Origin of the sequence: Serratia sp. JSRIV002 (assembly GCF_019968725.1) — a bacterium.
Classification (GTDB): Bacteria; Pseudomonadota; Gammaproteobacteria; order Enterobacterales; family Enterobacteriaceae; genus Chania; species Chania fonticola_B.
The window spans coordinates 109,338-124,476 of record NZ_CP074143.1 but is presented as its reverse complement, the minus strand read 5'-3'; the positions used below and the strand labels follow the sequence as shown (position 1 = coordinate 124,476).

Genomic DNA, 15,139 nt, shown 5'->3' with positions numbered 1-15,139 from the left:
CAGAGATATCCCATGGAACGACTTAATGAAAAACTGACAGATGCGCAGTTGATCCATCGTGAACTACAGTCAGCCATTGACCATTACCCACGACTGGCAGCTTTTCAGTTTAGCTTGCGACAACCCGATGTTGACGCATTGCGACTTCCTGAAGAGGCTGTCGTGCAATTTATTCATGCGCTTCAGCAGAAGACCCATCGATACATCGAGATACGGCAATCAGAAGGCAAAGCAGCACCACCTACTATGCTCAGGGTATTATGGGGGATGGGTACCTCAAGCGATATTCAGGTCATGCTGATGCTCAATCTCAGTACGTTCTGTTGCAGGCAACAGCAGGAAGGCGAGGAAACAGTTCTGGCTCTCATTCGCCAGGCATGGGCTGCTACCTACCGTGAAATCCCCTTTACAATAGAGCCCCAGGTTTTCTTTCCATTAAAACCGTGTTTTTTGGCCTGTCGCACAATACTGGCCAAATTTACTGCGCAACACGAAGTACTGAGAAATATCGCTAGGCAACTTCCTGCGCCTGTTGCCTTCAACCGGAGCAATGCGTAACGCAGAACAATAGCGGTCGGTTTATCTGACCAACGTTCGCGAACCCAGCAATGCAACAATGGCCCAGATTACCCTCAAAGATTGGCATCCCTCACATTGCGTATAATATTCATTAGAAATTATTACCCTTCCGCTTCTTTCGATTCAAAACATCCTGTAATCTGATAAGAAAATGCCAAGTATGGAGGGCGTATGGCAGGGAAGGCCGTGATTTTACAAGGTGACAAAACCTCTCATGGGGGTGTGGTGCTTCAGGGCTCACCCGTCATGCAGTTTCGCGGTACCAACGTAGCACTGGTGGGGCATTTGGTGTCCTGCCCACAATGCAAAGGCGTCTTCCCCATTGTGATGGGGGCCCCAACTGTACAGGTTGGCGGGTTGCCTTTGGTGCTGGAAGGAATGAAAACCGCCTGTGGAGCCGAGTTGATTGCTTCACAACATGAATGTAACGCCTGACGGGGATTTCGTTCAGCGCTAATCACTCCGCCAGAACGGCAGGAGCACAGGGAGCAAGGATGCCGTGGCAACGTTAGACACCTTAGAGACCGAACCCGCCGTTTTTCAACCGCACACCCCACGGGTTGCCTGGCTACTCGCACCGCTGAACGGCAGTGAGTATGTGGTCAGCTACGCGGATATCGCGCTATTACTGGGCACCTTGCCGGAGCAAGGCTGCGACGTCTCCCTCAACATTTTGTTTATTGACCGTCTGCTACGGGAGCTAGATAAGCGTCTGAGCGCCCAGATGGATGCCATCCTGCATGCCCCGGCATTTCAGCGGCTGGAATCGACCTGGCGTGGGCTGTCCCTGCTGGTGGATAACATCCCGTTTCATGAAAACATTCAACTGACGCTGCTTCATGCCACCCAGGAAGAACTGCGGGCGGATTTCGAGTTCTCCATCGATATCACCTCGTCGGGCTATTATCGCCATGTCTATTCGGCAGGCTACGGCCAGTTTGGCGGAGTACCGGTGGCGGCGGTGATTGGCTGCTACGATTTCACCCCCGGTGCTGCCGATATCAAACTGTTGCACTACCTGAGCGTGGTCAGCGCCATGGCGCATGCGCCGTTCTTGTCGGCGGCAGATGCCAGTTTCTTCGGCGTCGATACCCTGGCCGATTTGCCCACCCTTCTTGACCTGGATGCGGTCATGGCCTCGCCGACACACCTGCGCTGGCGGGCACTCAGAGACACCGCCGATGCCCGCTACCTGGGGCTGACGGTGTGCCGTTTTCTGCAGCGTGAGCCGTACACCCAGGCGTCACAGCAGGTTCGGCAGTTTACCTATCAGGAACAGGTGGCTTCTCATCAACATCTGCTGTGGGGCAACAGCGCTTTTTTGCTGGCCATTTGCCTGGCGGGCAGTTTTGCCCGTTATCGCTGGTGCCCGAACATTATCGGAGCAGACAGCGGCGGGGCGTTCCGCAACCTGCCTGCTCAATACTACCCGGCGCTGGGGCGTTGGCAGGAAAAAATCCCGACCGAGACGCTGCTCTCAGACCAGTGGCAGTACACCTTGTCGATGGCGGGCTTCATTCCGCTCGGGGTGCGCAAGCAAGGGCAGGACGTGGTGTTCTATTCCGCCAACTCCGTTCAGTCGCCACTCGAGACAGATAACACGCCAGAAGGGATGAACGCCCGGGTCAACGCACAGTTGGGGGCGCAGTTGCCTTACCTGTTTATCATCACCCGGCTGGCGCACACCATCAAGGTGCTGCAACGTGAACGGCTGGGTGGCTGGAAAAATCGCGGTGACCTGCAGCTTCAGCTCAATAACTGGCTCAAACGGTTTGTCTCCGATCAGGAGAACCCGCCTGCCAGCGTGCGCAGCCGTCGCCCACTGCGTGCGGCCCGCATTGAGGTGCAGGAAGTGGAGCACGACCCAGGCTGGTATCTGACACAACTGCATGTGCAGCCGCATTTCAAGCACATGGGCTCCAACTTCGTCCTCGCCCTGACCGGGCGTCTGGATAAATAATCTTACAGACAGGACGTCTTTACCATGAACCGGGATAAAAATCGGCAATCCTCTCAGGCACGTCGGCGCAACGCGTTACAACAGGCGGCCAAAGCACTGCAGCAGACGCATGCGCCGCTGGTCTCCTTTCTGACCGCCTCCGGTCACGATCCCGATGTCGAGCGGCAACTGGAGGGGATGGCCTGGATGACCGGGCAGTTGGAGGGGCAGTTGGCCGACCAGTTACCGGTCCTGACCCACCATATGCTGACCCTGCTGTGGCCCTATTTTCTGCGCCCGACGCCCAGCATGACCGTGCTGGAATGGCAGCAGGACTTTCAAACCGATCCCGCACAGGCCTGCACCCACATTGCCAAAGGGGCCACGGTGGTCAGTGTCCCGCTGCCGGTCACCACCGGTAAGGAGATGCTGCGTTGCCATTTTCGTACCTGCCGCGATACCCGGCTGTGGCCGCTCCAGGTTCAGGCGGTCAGCCGCGAGCAGCGCCACGGTCACGACAGCCTGTGCCTGCACCTGGTCACCACGGCGGATCAACCGCTGGATCTCAGCACGTTAAATGGGTTGAGGCTGTATCTGGGAGAGGACGGCCACACCGGCAAACAGTTGCATTTATGGCTGAGCGAATACCTGAGCCAGGCCACGCTGGAAGTGAGCGGCAAGAGCTGGCCACTGCCGGAGTTGGCGCTCACCCCAGTCGGTTTCAACGATGACGAGGCGCTGCTGCCGTGGCCACAGAATGCCGATCCGGGCTATCGCCTGCTGCAGGAACACGCCTGTTTCCCCAGCGCGTTTTTATTTATGGACGTGACGGGCTTCCCCAACCTGCCTCCGCTGTCGGCCTCGCACGGTTTTACCCTGCGGTTTACGTTCTCCCGGCCCTTGCCGTCCGCACTGGTCATCAACCGCCAGACGGTGCGCCTGCATTGTACCCCGGCCATCAACCTGTTCAGCCATTACAGCGACGGCGTCAGCCTGGACGGCACGCAGTCCGAACTGCCGCTCACCCCCAGCGTGCGCCACCCCGAAGATTACGACGTGTTCTCGGTGGATGAGGTAGCTGGTGTGTCAGAACAGAGTGATACCCCTCGACACTATCTGCCGTTTGAGCGCTTCACCCATCAGCAGGGCGCGGGGTATTACCATTCACGGGTCACGCCATCCTCGGCAGGCGGCTTGAACCATCATCTGGTGTTGGTGCGCCATGGTGAAAACCAGGACAACCTGCCGCCGGAATCGGTGTCGGTACGGCTCACGTGCAGCCACCGCCGCTTGCCGTTGCAACTGAAAGTGGGTGACCTGCGTCAACCGGCCACCGGCTGCCCGCCGGGTGTACGTGTCCACAATATCACCCGCCCGTCGGTACCGTTGAGCCCCCGGCTGGATGCCACCTTGCAGGCCGCGCTGCTGCGCAACCTCTCGCTGAACAGCCGTTCACTGCTGACGCTGACGGCATTGCGACAGGTGTTGAGCGCCTGCGATCTGCCCGCCTGGCACAGTGAACTGGCGGCCGGGGTCTCCCGGCGGCGCAGAGCCGGGTTACTCACCCTGACCGTGCGCCCGGCTGAACGCCTTGTCGACGGTGTGCCCATCGATGGCCTGGCCTCGGAGCTGCGTGTGCAGTTACAGGGGGCATTTGATTCGGAAGGTGAGCTGTATCTGTATGGCCGGGTGTTGGCGCACTTCCTGGCCCAGCGCGTCAGCGTCAACCATTTCCATACCCTCACCGTGATCAACCACGATAACCAGGAGGCTTACCGATTTCCATGATCCCCACTGCAGAGCAGGAGCAACAGCTCCAGGTTATCGCCGAAAACGCCAGCCAGTATGACTTCTACCGTCTGGTGGAGGGGCTGAACCGGCTGGCGGGCCTCGATCCAGCCCGCACGCTCGGCCTGCCGCCGAACCGGGAGGCATTGCGTTTTACCGCCGCGGCCGGGCTTGGCTTTGCCGCCAGCGATGTGGTTGAGCTGCACCATGAACCGGGTGGTCCGTTGCGTCTGACGGTGAGTTTTCTTGGCCTGCAGGGCAGCCAGTCACCCTTGCCCTATTACTATCTGGATGACATTGCCAGCAGTACGGCGCAGGGAGAGACACGGCTCAATGCGTTTCTGGCGGTGTTCAACCACCGGCCACTGTCTCTCGCGCACCAGATTTGGCGTAAGTACCGCTATGAGATCACCTTTAAACCGGGGGGCCGCGATGCGACCTCGGGACGTATTTTTGCCCTGATCGGCCTGGGCCATCCACAGACACGCGAGCAACTGGGCATCAATGCCGAGGCCATGCTGGCCTACGCCGGTCTGTTGGCCTCGCCGGGCCGCTCGCCAGAGGTGATCGCCCGGTTGGTGGGCCACTTCTTCTCGCTCTCGGACGTGACGGTGCAGTCTTGCATGCCTCACATCATGACGCTGAGTGACGAACAGCAAAATCGCCTGGGGCAGGTCACCGCCGTGCGCGGGCAGCGCCATCAACCCCGTTCGCTGCTGGGGGGCAATTTTGTCATTGGCAGCCGGATGCGGGATCGCAGTGTCAAATTCCAGCTGTCGATCAATGAACTTACGCAGGAACAGTACCTGACGTTCTTGCCTGGGGGAACGCAGCATCGCCTGCTGGTCAATTTTGTCGAATACATCCTGCGTGAACCGCTGGTGTGGGATCTGCGTCTGACGCTGGCCCAGCAACAGGCCGGGGGATTGAAGCTCGGCGATCCCCAGCGTACCCAGTTGGGCTGGACCACCTTTGTGGGGCAACCTGAAGCGAAGCCTTACACCCTGTTGCCTGTCCGCAGGTAACCAACGTCAAGGATTGACTGATGAACTTTACCGATCACCTTCGAGAAGAACATGCCTACCTGCGGGCACTGGCGGACAAGGTGGCACAGGAAAGCCCGGCATTGGCCGCGCAGTTGGGCCGCCATGCCGGCGATCCGGATGTGGAATGCCTGATCCAGGGGGCGGCGCTGCTCAATGCCGGGCTGCGCCAACGGCTGGAAGACGGTTTCCCCGAAGTGACGCAGGGGCATCTTTCCCGTATCTGGCCCTTCCCGTTGCGGCCCATTCCGGCCTGTGGCGTGGTGAACATCAGCGCCAAGGCGGGCACGCTGGATGCGCCGTTGACGTTGCCCGCGGGCGAGTCGCTTTCCCTGTCAGCTGATGGCCGCACGCAGGTATTCCAGACCTGTCATGCCCTGACGCTGCAACCCTTAGCCCTGATTGACCGGCAGTTGATCGTCACCAATGCCCACAGCGAGATCCACCTGACGTTTCACTACCAGGGACCGGGGGACGTGTGGCCAACCCAGCCGCTGTCACTGTTTCTGGGCGACGATCCACAAGTGGCGGCGACGCTGACGCTGTGGTGCGAACAGCATCAGGGCCGGCCGGTCTTGCAGGTGGAAGGACGGCAGACGGTGCTGGAAACGGTGATTTCAGCACCGCAGCCTGATGCGAATAATCGCATTCTGCCCCACGAGGGGGAAACCACCTGGGCGTTGCAAAGCCTGGCCGAGTATTTGTATCTGCCCCATGTGAATGATTTCCTGACGCTGGATTTTGGCGCGGTTCGTTCCGGACTGATGTTGGGGAACAGCCGCATCTTTACCGTCATCCTCTCATTCGACGGGGAGATCCCGCTCACGCAGGCGCAGGTGGCCTCGGCCTTTCAGCTGCATTGCGTTCCGGTGATCAGCCTGGCGGCGCAGAAAAGCACGCCTCTGCGGCTGTTACCCGGGCAGAGTGTCTACCCGTTGCCGTATGCCGACGATCGCTGGGTGTATGCCATTACCGGCGTCAGCATGCTGGAGGAGCCAGACACGCTGAGGCGAGGCCGACGGGTGCATTTTCTGCCCGACAGCGAACTGACACCGGAATCGCGTTATGCGCCCGACGCCGCATTGGCGCTGTTTTACCGCGTGCAGGTCCGCGGAGATGTGCTGGGGCGGATGCAGCATGAGCTGGTGTTGTGCAACAGTGCTGGGGAACCGTTGATTGAGCCGCCGTGTCGCGCGGTGGTCTGCGACCTGCTCACCACGACGGCCAGTACGCCCGCGTTACCCATTGGCTCGCCTTTCCTGCTCGGCATGGCAGTGACCGATACCCTGGATGTCACCACCGTGACACGATTTTCAACGCCCTACCCGGCGGTGGTGGATAGTCATCACCATTGGCGGCTGATGGCCTGCCTGTCGTTCAGTCCGGCCTTGCTCAACCACCGGGAAACGGTGCAGCGGGCGATCGACGACTTTTGCCTGCATGCCCGGCACAACCTGCCCCAGGTTCGGCACATCCGGCGGGCAGTGGAGGGCATATTGGCCGTCAAGACCAAACCGGTGAATACCCTGATGGGCGAACGGTTGCGGCGTGGCCTGCAGATGACCCTGACGCTGGATGACACGGCGTTCGACAGCCCGGGCGAAGGCTACACCTTTGCGGCGGCGTTGAGCGTGTTCTTTACCCATTGTCTGACCACCAACAGCTTCCTGTTGCTGGATGTGATAACCGAACCTTCACAGCAACGCTGGGCATTACCCCAGGCGCGCGGCCAACGGGCCATGATGTGAGACACCACAAGGAGTGAGCAATGGACAACGGATTATTTTTCAGCAGTCAACTCGGTGAACTGCCCGAGGACACTTTCGACGTGGCCGGTTTTACCCTGGAGGAAGGGCTGTCGACCCTGTTCACCCTGACGGTGAGCCTGGTCAGCACCCGGTCGGATATCGACCTGGCGGCACAATTGCTGCAGCCGGGGTCGCTGACCGTCACCGTCAGTGGCGAAGAACAGCGTACCATACCGGGGTTGATTGCCAGCCTGACCCAGGGGGAAAGCGGTTTTCGTCGTACCTATTATCAGGCGGTGATCCGCCCGGATGTCTGGGTCCTGAGCCTGAAGCAGGACAGCCGCATTTTCCATTTCCTGTCGGTGCCCGACATCGTCAACCAAGTGTTGGATGAGCACCACATCCCGTACCAGAGTCAACTCCAGCAGACCTATCCACCGCGTGAGTACGTGACCCAGAAACGTGAAAGCGATCTGGATTTCATCCTGCGGTTGATGGCCGAGGTGGGGATCACCTTCTGGTTTGAAGATAACGAACTGGTGTACGGCGACTCGCATCTGGGGATGACCGAGGGTGTCCCGGTGACCTTCAACCCGCATATCCAGTCGCCCACTCAGGGGGATATCGCCCACCGGCTGACCCTGGGGGCGTATATGCAGTCACGGGAAAGCGTGCTCAAAGATCGCGAGCATCGTCGGCCCGACCATCCCCTGCAATTCAAGCAGAGCGACCCTGAACTGGGCGGTGAAGCCACCCAATACTCGGTGTTTGAGAGCTATGGCCGTTATCAGGATGACCAGACCGGGCCACAGTTCAGTACCCTGCGGCTGGAAGCGATGCAGGCTGGCACCCAACAGGGCGAGGCAGAGACCAACAGTATCCGGCTGATGCCGGGCACGATTTTCACCTTGCAGGGCCACCCGGTGCAGGCACGTAACGATCGCTGGCAGGTGATCACCGTCAGCCACCGTGGAGAACAGCCTGCTGCGCTGGAAGAAGAGAGTAACGGCAGCGGCACCACTTTTACTAACTCACTGACCTTCGCGCCGGGGAATATCGACTGGCGGCCAAGCTACCGTTACAAACCGCTGGCCGACGGGGATGAGGTGGCGACCATCGTCGGGCCAAAGGGGGAAGAGCTGTACGTCAACGAACTGGGTTGGGTGCGGGTGCATTTTCACTGGAACCGTTACGACCCGGCGGATGAAAAGGCCTCCTGCTGGGTGCCGGTCTCCAACCAATGGGCGGGGGATGGCTTTGGTGCGGTGACGTTGCCGCGCATCGGTCAGGAAGTGTTGGTGAGCTACCTGAACGGCGATATCGATCGCCCGGTGGTCAGTGGGCGTTACTACAACGGCTTGAACAAACCGCCTTACCCTCTGCCTGCCAACAAGACCAAATCGGTCTGGCGCAGCAAATCGCACAAGGCCGAGGGTTTTAACGAACTGTCGTTTGAGGATGAAGCGGGCAGCGAGGAGATTTTCCTGCACGCGCAGAAAGACCTCAAGGCGCTGGTGAATAACGATGCGCACTGGGATATCCGCGCCAACCAGCACAGCAAGATTGGCGGCAACAGCCTGAGTGACATCGAGGGTAATCAGGAAACCCGCATCAAGGGTGAACTCTCCCTGTATACCAGCGGCAAAAAGTCCGAACTGGCCGATGGCGAATCCCATTTGCAGGTCGGCAGTGCCTACGTAGTGAAATCGGGGCAGGAGGTGTCGGTAGAAGCCGGGGCCAAAATTACCCTGTCGGCGGGCAGTGAGCTGACGCTCAAGGCTGGGGGCAGCTTCATCAAACTGGCTCCGGGGGCCATTTTCACCTCGTCATCGTTGCTGGTGGGTAGCGGTTCTGCGGGGAGCGGACAGGGCGTCAACCTGAAGATGCCGGGTGTGGTGCCATTGCTGGCTGCTCCTATGCTGGTTCAACAGGGTGTGCTCAGCAGTGACGCTCCTTTTTGTGAAGAGTGCGAGAAGTGCAAAGAGGGCGAGTGTCCAATAGATGAATCGCCTGCGGCTACTGCGTCGCCCGGCAAAAATATTTCCAGCGGTTTTGTACAGCAATCCGGTGGGGCGATCCCGGCAACGGCCAGTGGCGCTCAAGGGATGCCCGGCAGTGGCTGGGCCTCGACAGGCGGTGTTTCTCAAGAATTGCCTAACGTTGGCTCGTTGCCTATCAGTGGACTGGCCGGGATGGTTGATGTCGGCCAACTGTCCGAAGCAACCGCTAAAGACTATTTGAATATGGCCAGCGACAAGCTCAAAGGCTCGCAATCTGCGGATATGGACGCGCTATTCAAAAAGATGGGTAAAAAGTCATGAGCAAAAAACGCGTACAGGACTGGGTCAGAGACACGGCCGGAACACCGCTGTATGCCATCCTGGCCAATACCAATGGCGCGGAAGGTATTAAAGCTTATTACAGGGAAGATGGCAGCCGCACGCCTTATGGGCTCTATGCCAACACGCCCTATGCCAACTGGTTCGAGGTGATGCCAGTGATGGTGCAGCTCAATGAAGGCAGTCCGTTCCTGCGCTGGGTAGCAGAAACGCCCCTGCGCAATTGGGGCTGGCTGGCGCGTTCACCGCTGCCGCAGGCCGCTTTGGCCGCCCACCTTGCCGGTTTAACTCAGGTGATTATGCCCAGCGGCAAAGCGGTGTTTTTCCGTTACTGGGATGGTCGCTTCTTACCGGCTTACCTGCACTATTTTGGCGATGGATGGCGCACTATTCTGCCGGCGTTTTCCGATTACTGGGTAAACGGCGAAGTATTTACCTGTCCAGTAGATCCCACTGCGCAGGCCCTGGTTAGCCCGTGGTGGCAGGTGCCTCAAGGCATGGTGGACTCCCTGCTGGACGAAGATCCGTCACCGCTGATCGCCAACCTGCTGAACTGGTTGCGCGAGAATGAGTTTGAACTCTATCAAGCTGTGCCGGAACCGGTGCTGCGCCAGGTTGCGATGCGGCTGTACCCACAGGTCTGGCAACAGACGCCCGATCCGCAGAAGCGAACCGCACGGCTATCTCAGGCTCTGGTAGATACGTTGAATCGCCGTACTAATCCGTTCGAGGTGAGCACCTTTAACGTTTCCTCTTTTCGACCGTGAGTAATGGACTATGACGACCGAATATATTGCGAGTATTGATAATGCGTTGCTGAGCTTCAAGAACAAGACCCTGTTGACTAAAGAATATCGGCAGATCGTCAAGGAGTGGGCCACCGCCAGCAGCATTTCCGGAAGCTTGGGTGGGCCGACGCTGGAGATGGAGAAAACCCTGCGGCTCAACGACAGTAAAAAGGTGGTCTCTGAAAACGATCGCAGTTTTGAGAGCAGTGTGGTGACCTGCCCCAAGAGCGGTGTGATCACGGTGGCGCTTGCCTATGAGTCCACGCTTGACCTGCCTATTCCCGATGTGACCATCGAGATCTATGAAGATGTCAGTTTTGGCTTTGACTCGAAGGTGGCGACGAAACAAACCGATGAGCAAGGTGTGGCGCTCTTTCCCGGTTTGACCGCGGGCAAGAAGTATTACGTTAAAGCCACCGACACCCAGTTGGAACAGCACAATAACCAGATGCTGCAAGCCTATGACGGCCTGATGCTGGAGATGTACGATGCCTTGTCTACGCAATGGCAGGCCTATAAGCCGCAGTGGCAGCTCAGCCCTATTAATGCAGGCCTGTTGACCGCGTTGGGAGATGGGTTGTACGAGGGCATGTTCGGGCTGTGGGACGACGTAAAACTGGCCTACAACGTGATCACCGATCCCGCAAAATACGGACAGGAAATCTATGCGGGAGCCAGCAAGTATAAGGATCTGATCACCCAACTGGATGAACAGAAACTGAAGACGCTGCTGGAGGGCAGCAAGCAGATGACCCGTGAGCTGCTGGCGTTGTTCAATGACGAAGCCGGATTGTATCTGTTTATGCGTTCGGTGGTCATGCAATTGCGCATGTACCCGTGGGGGGCGTTGCTGGAGCCGATGGTGAAAGTAGGGGGTTCTATTATCGGTGATGCGCTGGTCGGCATTGTCTTCGGGGCGCTGCTGACCCTGGTGACCGCCGGGCTGGGCGTGGCGTTCCTGGTCTATAAAGTGGGCCGCTTGCTCAAGAAGCTGGGCAGCGCCATGCAGCATGTTTGGCAGGGTCTGAAGACGGTCCTGTTTGCCACCCTGGAGCTGGTCAAACGCTTCTTTGAAAAGACGCGTCTACCGAACCTCAAACGCCAGCCTAATAGCCGGTTGAAACCGGATAGAGAGAACCTGGTGGGGCCCAATCACCAGACTGGCCTGGTCGATAATTCGGGCACGGTGAAAAATACCCCCGCGACAGACGCGACGGGGAAATCCACGGTGAACTCGCAATGCACCGGAACAACCGGTTGCCCGGTCTCGCTGATCAACGGCGAGGAACTGCTCACCCTGGACGATGGGCAACTGATTGGCCTGACGCCCTTTATCTTCCAGCGTCAGTACCGCACCACTGCCGTTGAGTGCCCGTCGGTGCTGGGTTTTGGCTGGAGCCACAGCCTGCAGCATCAGGTGGAATTTGTCGGTGATGAACTACACTGGACCGATCATCAGGCCCTCACCACCATTCTGCCGTTGCCTACCGAAGTCTCCCCCAGTGGGCTTAACTATGTGGCCGGGGCTGCCGCCTATCTGGATGAGAAACCCGATAGCTACTGCCTGATGGCCGGTAGCCTGGACGGCTGGGTGCTGCATGTGCAGCGGGTGCCAGGCAAGACGACCGGGCGCATTACCGGCCTTTCACATCGCCAGCAGCACTTGACCCTGCATTATCATGAGGGCTTGCCGGTTCGGCTGAAGCACCCGGCCGGTGCTGCCTTGCAGTTCAGCTATCAGGAGTTACCGCAGGGTTGGCGCTTGACGCAACTGAGTCTGATCCCTGAGTCTGGACGAGAAGATGCAGCCTACTCGCTGATGACCTATGAGTACGATGAGCGGGGGCAACTGAGTGCCGCTATCAATGCGGCGGGAGAAGCCGAGCGTTACCAATATCGCGACGACTATGTGTTCAGCCTGCGGCAGTTGGCGGGTGGAGCCGAGTTTTACTGGGAATGGCAGGGAGAAGGCAAGCAGGTCCGTACCGTGCGCCACTGGAGCAACCTGCCAAACTTTGACCAGCGTTTTCTGTGGGATGAGCAACCTGGGGCCGTCACTGTAGTCCATCAGGACGGCTCACGGGAGACCTGGCAGCATGATACCCGCTTCCGTCGCCTGGTGAAAAAGGTTGACCCGGACGGCGCTACACACCACAACGAATATGGCGAACGTGGGGAGCTGCTGAGTGAAACCGACCCATTGGGCAACCGTACCGAATATGGTTATAACGGCGAACTGCAGTGCACCTGGGTGCGCACCCAGGACGGGCAGGAGACCCAATACCGTTATTCGCGGGGGCGGGTGGTGGAGAAAACCACCTGGAGCCTCGATCAGGAGGATAAAATCCGTGAACGCTATCGCTACGATACGCAGGGCAACCTAACGGAAGAAACCGATGCGTTGGGCAATACCTGTCACTATCAGTGGTCAGCGCAAGGGGCACTCAACGAGGTGCAATACCCGGATGGCAGCCGCGAGCGCTTCGTTCGCGATGCCTTTGGTCAAGTACTGGAGCATCATCAGCGTAACGGGCTGACTCACTATTATCGCTATAACCTGCTGGGACAGGTGATCCGGCACAGCGACAGCCCGCTGGACGACGCCGGGGTCAACGGTACCCGTTATACCTGGAACGCAGCCAACCGTCTGGAAGACATCCACTCACCGGACGGCACGGTGCGGCAGTACCGCTATAACGCCTACGGCAAGGTGACCAGCGAGCGTGACGAAAAAGGGCTCACCACACAATACGAATACCATCCAAACTCCCATCTGGTGAGCCGGGTCATTTACCCTGACCTCAGTCAGGTGGAATACCTCTATGACAACCCGAAGAACTTCGTCAGTGACATCATCAACCAGAACGGCGAACACCATCGGTTGGCCTATTACCCCAATGGCCTGGTGAGTGAAGAACACACCATTAACGGACGCCACTTCTTTTATGACTACGACCTTAACGGGCACCTGACCCAGCGCACCGAGTACGGCACCAGCCAGAGTGAACAGACCGCGCTGGTCACCCGCTATGAGCGGGACGCCGCCGGACGATTGGTGCGTAAAGTGTTGCCAGACGGCAAGGAAGTCAACTACGGCTACGATAGCTTCAACCGCTTGCGGCTAGTGGATGATGGGCATTGGCCGCTGGCCTACGGTTACGATGAGGCCGGGCGGTTAACGGAAGAGTATCAGGGTTTTGCCAGCCTGTTTTATGCGTATGACAGCGCGGGCAACCTGACACGCCAATGCCTGCCCGACGGCAACATTCTGGCCTACCAGTACCAGCAAGGGCAGGTCTCGCGTATTGCACTCAATGGTCAGGTGTTGAGTGAGCACCAGTATCGCGGTGCGCAGGAAACCCGGCGTATCACCGGCGAGGTGGTGAGCGAGTTTGATTACGATGGGCGACAACGCCTGCGCCATCAACAGGCCAGCGCCGTAGTCAAAGCGGAAATGGAGGGCGAGGCCCCGAACGTGACGCGGGTGATGCAGCGCCGCTATGAGTACGATCCGGCAGGTAACCTGACGCAAATCCTCGATCCGCACAAAGGCAACCGGGAATACCGCTACGATAAGCAACATCGCCTGACTGAAGCCTTGCACCACCCGATAACCTACCCCGAAGCCTTGCCGCAGGCGCTGCGCTGGCGGGGTGTCAGTGAGCAGTTTGCGCACGATGCAGCGGGTAACGTGTTGGGGAACGGTACCGCCTCCCGTGGAGCGAAAATCCGTGGCAATTTGCTTAAACAGAAAGGCGATACGCGGTTTGAGTATGACGAGTTTGGCAACCTGACACGCGAAGTGCGCAGCACCAAGCCACTGTGGGTACGAGAGTTCCGTTATGACTGCCAACACCGTCTGGTGGAGTTTATTGAACAGCGGCAGGGGCAGAAAACCCACTTCGCCTATGCCTACGATGCGTTTGGGCGGCGTATCCACAAGCAGGACTTGCTCGCTCAAAGGCCCGATGCCCTAACCCGCTTCTTCTGGCAAGGTGAGCGGATGGTGGCAGAATGCGCTGACGATGATAATATCTTTACGGCGGACGACCCAAAACCGGCGCACCTGGCAACCTATAAAAGCTACCTGTACACCCCCGGCAGCTTTGTGCCGCTGGCACAGTTGTTGGGGAAAGGGCGCAAGTCGGAGATTTACTACTACCTGACCGACCATCTGGGCACTCCGCAGGAACTGGTCAACGGCAAAGGACAGGTTGCCTGGAGTGCGGCGTACCGCGCCTACGGCAATCTGGCGGTAGCGTTCGTTGGCGCAGTGGTACAACCGTTGCGATTCCAGGGACAGTACCACGATGTAGAGAGCGGGCTACACTATAACCGGTATCGTTATTACTCGCCGGAGACTGCACGGTTTATCACGCCGGACCCGATTGGGCTGGCGGGTGGGCTGAACCAGACGCAATATGTGCCTAACCCAACTGGTTGGGTGGATCCGCTGGGGTTGACGAGCGTGCCGGGGAATTGCCCGCCTGCTACAGGAGAAAAGACTGCTAGTGTGGTTAATTTAGGGGAACCAGACATCCCGACAGTGGATTTAAATCCTCATGAAATAAGATATAGTCAAAGTTCAGTAAACAATGCTGGTGATTTAACAAAGAGTATGATTGAGAATGGTTGGAAAGGAGATCCAATCGATGTGGTAAGAATGAGCGATGGAGGGTTAACAACCATAGATAATACCCGTGTTTTAGCTGCATCTCGCGCCAATGTGAATGTTCAGGCTCGAGTGCATGATGGAAACTCACCTTTACCGACTGAATTTATTGAGCGATTTACGACTAAAAAAGGTGTCCCTGTTACATGGGAAGATGCGATCATGCTACGAATTGGAAAACAAAACTCCGGATATAGAAATACATACCCTAATGGCTCACCAATTATAGGCTCAATAGAATAA

General features: G+C 58.1%; 9 protein-coding genes. All 9 read left to right on the top strand.

The genetic code is table 11. The features are described 5' to 3' along the window. Positions 1-12: 12 nt before the first annotated feature. On the top strand, positions 13-558 hold the full coding sequence (locus tag KGP26_RS00465) for an inovirus-type Gp2 protein (protein WP_223536828.1): 546 nt from the start codon (positions 13-15) through the stop codon (positions 556-558). Positions 559-750: 192 nt separating this feature from the next. Beyond that, positions 751-1,014 (top strand): PAAR domain-containing protein, encoded by a 264-nt coding sequence (locus KGP26_RS00460; RefSeq protein WP_223536824.1) that lies wholly within the window; start codon positions 751-753, stop codon positions 1,012-1,014. Between the two features lie 64 nt (positions 1,015-1,078). Continuing rightward, on the top strand, positions 1,079-2,539 hold the full coding sequence (gene tssC / locus KGP26_RS00455; protein WP_223536822.1) for a type VI secretion system contractile sheath large subunit: 1,461 nt from the start codon (positions 1,079-1,081) through the stop codon (positions 2,537-2,539). Between the two features lie 24 nt (positions 2,540-2,563). Next, positions 2,564-4,306 carry a type VI secretion system baseplate subunit TssF gene (gene tssF, locus KGP26_RS00450; RefSeq protein WP_223536819.1) on the top strand — a complete coding sequence of 581 codons (1,743 nt, stop codon included), beginning with the start codon at positions 2,564-2,566 and terminating at the stop codon, positions 4,304-4,306. Further along, positions 4,303-5,331 (top strand): type VI secretion system baseplate subunit TssG, encoded by a 1,029-nt coding sequence (gene tssG / locus KGP26_RS00445; RefSeq protein WP_037409155.1) that lies wholly within the window; start codon positions 4,303-4,305, stop codon positions 5,329-5,331. The genes tssF (KGP26_RS00450) and tssG overlap by 4 nt, the downstream gene beginning before the upstream one ends. Positions 5,332-5,351: 20 nt before the next feature. Next, on the top strand, positions 5,352-7,097 hold the full coding sequence (gene tssF, locus KGP26_RS00440; RefSeq protein ID WP_223536817.1) for a type VI secretion system baseplate subunit TssF: 1,746 nt from the start codon (positions 5,352-5,354) through the stop codon (positions 7,095-7,097). Between the two features lie 20 nt (positions 7,098-7,117). Continuing rightward, complete coding sequence (gene tssI, locus KGP26_RS00435; RefSeq protein WP_223536815.1) at positions 7,118-9,418, top strand: type VI secretion system tip protein TssI/VgrG; 2,301 nt, start codon at positions 7,118-7,120, stop codon at positions 9,416-9,418. Continuing rightward, positions 9,415-10,203, top strand: a complete 789-nt coding sequence (locus tag KGP26_RS00430) for a DUF4123 domain-containing protein (RefSeq protein WP_223536813.1) — start codon at positions 9,415-9,417, stop codon at positions 10,201-10,203. The genes tssI and KGP26_RS00430 overlap by 4 nt, the downstream gene beginning before the upstream one ends. 10 nt (positions 10,204-10,213) lie before the next feature. Then, the gene (locus KGP26_RS00425) at positions 10,214-15,139 is read left to right on the top strand and encodes an RHS repeat-associated core domain-containing protein (RefSeq protein WP_223536811.1); all 4,926 of its coding nucleotides are present in this window, start codon (positions 10,214-10,216) and stop codon (positions 15,137-15,139) included.

What these genes read in the sequence shown, in the direction of transcription:
- KGP26_RS00465 (WP_223536828.1), top strand. Translation starts at nt 13, where the DNA reads ATGGAACGACTTAATGAAAAACTGACAGATGCGCAGTTGATCCATCGT.
- KGP26_RS00460 (WP_223536824.1), top strand. Translation starts at nt 751, where the DNA reads ATGGCAGGGAAGGCCGTGATTTTACAAGGTGACAAAACCTCTCATGGG.
- tssF (WP_223536819.1), top strand. Translation starts at nt 2,564, where the DNA reads ATGAACCGGGATAAAAATCGGCAATCCTCTCAGGCACGTCGGCGCAAC.
- tssG (WP_037409155.1), top strand. Translation starts at nt 4,303, where the DNA reads ATGATCCCCACTGCAGAGCAGGAGCAACAGCTCCAGGTTATCGCCGAA.
- tssF (WP_223536817.1), top strand. Translation starts at nt 5,352, where the DNA reads ATGAACTTTACCGATCACCTTCGAGAAGAACATGCCTACCTGCGGGCA.
- tssI (WP_223536815.1), top strand. Translation starts at nt 7,118, where the DNA reads ATGGACAACGGATTATTTTTCAGCAGTCAACTCGGTGAACTGCCCGAG.
- KGP26_RS00430 (WP_223536813.1), top strand. Translation starts at nt 9,415, where the DNA reads ATGAGCAAAAAACGCGTACAGGACTGGGTCAGAGACACGGCCGGAACA.
- KGP26_RS00425 (WP_223536811.1), top strand. Translation starts at nt 10,214, where the DNA reads ATGACGACCGAATATATTGCGAGTATTGATAATGCGTTGCTGAGCTTC.